The organism is Levilactobacillus enshiensis (assembly GCF_007115095.1).
In the GTDB taxonomy this organism is placed as follows: Bacteria; Bacillota; Bacilli; order Lactobacillales; family Lactobacillaceae; genus Levilactobacillus; species Levilactobacillus enshiensis.
Genome location: NZ_SULH01000021.1, coordinates 1 through 2,374, shown reverse-complemented (window position 1 = coordinate 2,374; position 2,374 = coordinate 1). Strand labels below are relative to the sequence as shown.

Here is a 2,374-nt window from a genome sequence, read left to right as displayed (position 1 = left end):
CGAAAACGTAGGTTTATAATGAGTGGTGGTAGCAATACCGCAATTGTACAGACAAGCGACGGGCGTTAACGACCGACGAACTAAGGGGAAACTTTTAGTTAGCAGAATTGTACTCTGGTTCAGTTATTTCAAATAGCTGTTTCCAGGGAACAATTCTGCGCTCAAAACGTCACTCCCTCTAAACTGAATGGAAAACCGTAACCCGTCAAGACAAATTCCAAAGAAAGTTGGTGGAATTGTTGAAATGTAAGGATTACATTGTTCCCTTGAATCCTGATGAACTTAATAAGAGAATAATCTACCGAAGTTCAGTCAGGATTACGAGTCGGCAAAGGAATCAAGTAAAGAGAGTCTTGCATAGCCAAGGGTATGAAGGAAAGATTGTAGGTATTCGATATACCCGTGTAAATTACAAGTATTCATTCAGAGTATTGGTGAAGTACCAAGGAAATGTGGGTCAGTTTCTAGTTAATACAAAGAATGAGACTATTCGATTTGATGGAATGGTCTAGGAAAAAACTAAGTGAATTTCACAAAGACAGTTTCCCCAATTAAAGCCAATCTAAGACCTAGACCACTTCTTTTTAAGGTGGTTTCACAAACGGAAAATAACGGAATGTGGAAGTATCGGGATAGCTGGGGGTTACTTGGGATAAGCCGCCTTATGTAAAGTAAGAATCGGTATAGCTAATAGATGAGGTGATCACATGATTAATTGGGTTAATATTGCAGTTTTAATTCCATTCTTAATTTTAATTGGGGTTATTTGTCTAGTTGTGGGGTTCTGGCATGATTTTAAAGACTTAACGGTCATTCAAAAAAACGGTATTATCTTGTGTGTAATTGGATACATCGTTCCGGTTGTGTTAAACCAGGTAGTGAGAATTTTCCACTTAAAGGGTTAGTGCTTGTTGTTATACAAAAAAGCCATCTAAGAAGCGAACAGCAACAAATCGTTACACGGTTCGAGCTTTGAACCCGCAAACGGGGACACATTTGAATATTCGTTTTAGAACATTTGGTGGGCATGCTAATGTAATGGTGATGTTTGGCAGTCGTGTTTACCGTGGAAAATAATTAGGGGATGATTACTTGAGAAAATCGGTAGTTATTGGATTGATTGTTAGTGGTTTCTTGTTGGAATTTTCAGGGGAAAGTCAGGGTGACTTAGTGCAGGCAAGCACTTGGCATCATGGTATTCCACAAATTCTTAAACATACCAAATGGCATCATGAAACTGGTCGAATTACATTTGGCACCAAATGGTTTTCTCTTTGGGGGCCAACAGGCGGTGCTCGCTGGGGAATTGGTCAAACTAACGTTAAATATGAAGTGGTTGGTCATCATAAATATAAAATTAGTCATCAAGACTCTCACAGCTTTGGACCAACCATTTCTTATGCAAAATATGTTAGCTACCAAAAATTGATTTGGAAGTGGGACAAGTCTTCACAAGCAGTCTCAAATTATCGATATTATCACTGGGGATGAGCGAAAATAATGAAAACGGTAGATTGCAAATTTAATCCGAATTTTTGGACAAATTTGTCAGCATAACCTGATACGGTGTTTGCCAGTCGAGTATTTTAAGCGGTCGCTGGTTAATTTGGAGTAACGTCGTCGTTAAATCTCGAGCACTAATGTGTTCAAAACGAGTCCCTTTAGGATAAAAATAACGTAAATTCCGATTAAAGCGTTCATTACTACCACGTTCAGCTGGCGTATAAGCATGGCAGTAATAGGTCTTAATACCATATTGTGATTCAAGTGATACTAGCCCACTAAACTCAGTGCCACGGTCCACAGTAAAGCTGTGCACCGGACCATTAAAAGTGGTTAGGAACTTAAGTTAGTGCTTCATTAACAGTCGCTGTCGTCCAATCTTTTAACCGGTATGCCCAAAGGAACCGTGATTTGCGATCGATTAAAGTTAATAAAACTGCCTTACTATGCCCACGAGGACCAACGACTGTATCTAGTTCAAAATCGCCGATGCAATTACGTTGATTAATCATCATGGGACGCTGTTCAATTGATCGCCCCAAAGATTGATTATATTTGGATCGTTGGTCAACGTTACGCCGTTGGCGTACGCCATGTTCAGGTAGATCATTCAAGGAGAAATCAATTCTCCCCTGATTTAGCCAATTATAAATAGATTTAGTAGCTAGTTTAAATTCGTGAGCAATCATTCCTGGTGACCAGCTTAGACGTAAATGGTTGAGAATTTTTTGCTTTAACTCATCGCTCAGCTTAGTTTTCCGACCACATCGTAATCGCTTGTATTCGGCATCTGTTTGTGCTAATTCAGCCTGATAAGGTTGACATCGAGATAATTCATAAGAAATTGTTGACGGTGATCGGTTCAGCCGAA

At 39.4% G+C, this 2,374-nt stretch carries 2 protein-coding genes and 1 pseudogene; 2 read left to right on the top strand and 1 reads right to left on the bottom strand.

Going from position 1 to position 2,374, the window contains the following annotated elements; all coding sequences use genetic code 11:
* Positions 1 to 707 precede the first annotated feature (707 nt).
* Together FAY32_RS14010 and FAY32_RS14005 are read left to right on the top strand one after the other, a co-directional pair.
* Positions 708 to 905, top strand: a complete 198-nt coding sequence (locus FAY32_RS14010; protein WP_060463252.1) for a hypothetical protein — start codon at positions 708 to 710, stop codon at positions 903 to 905.
* A gap of 187 nt (positions 906 to 1,092) precedes the next feature.
* Positions 1,093 to 1,491 carry a hypothetical protein gene (locus FAY32_RS14005; RefSeq protein WP_143464085.1) on the top strand — a complete coding sequence of 133 codons (399 nt, stop codon included), beginning with the start codon at positions 1,093 to 1,095 and terminating at the stop codon, positions 1,489 to 1,491.
* A gap of 31 nt (positions 1,492 to 1,522) precedes the next feature.
* Here FAY32_RS14005 and FAY32_RS14000 read toward each other — a convergent pair.
* A pseudogene (locus FAY32_RS14000) lies at positions 1,523 to 2,374 on the bottom strand (IS30 family transposase); the annotation flags it as partial.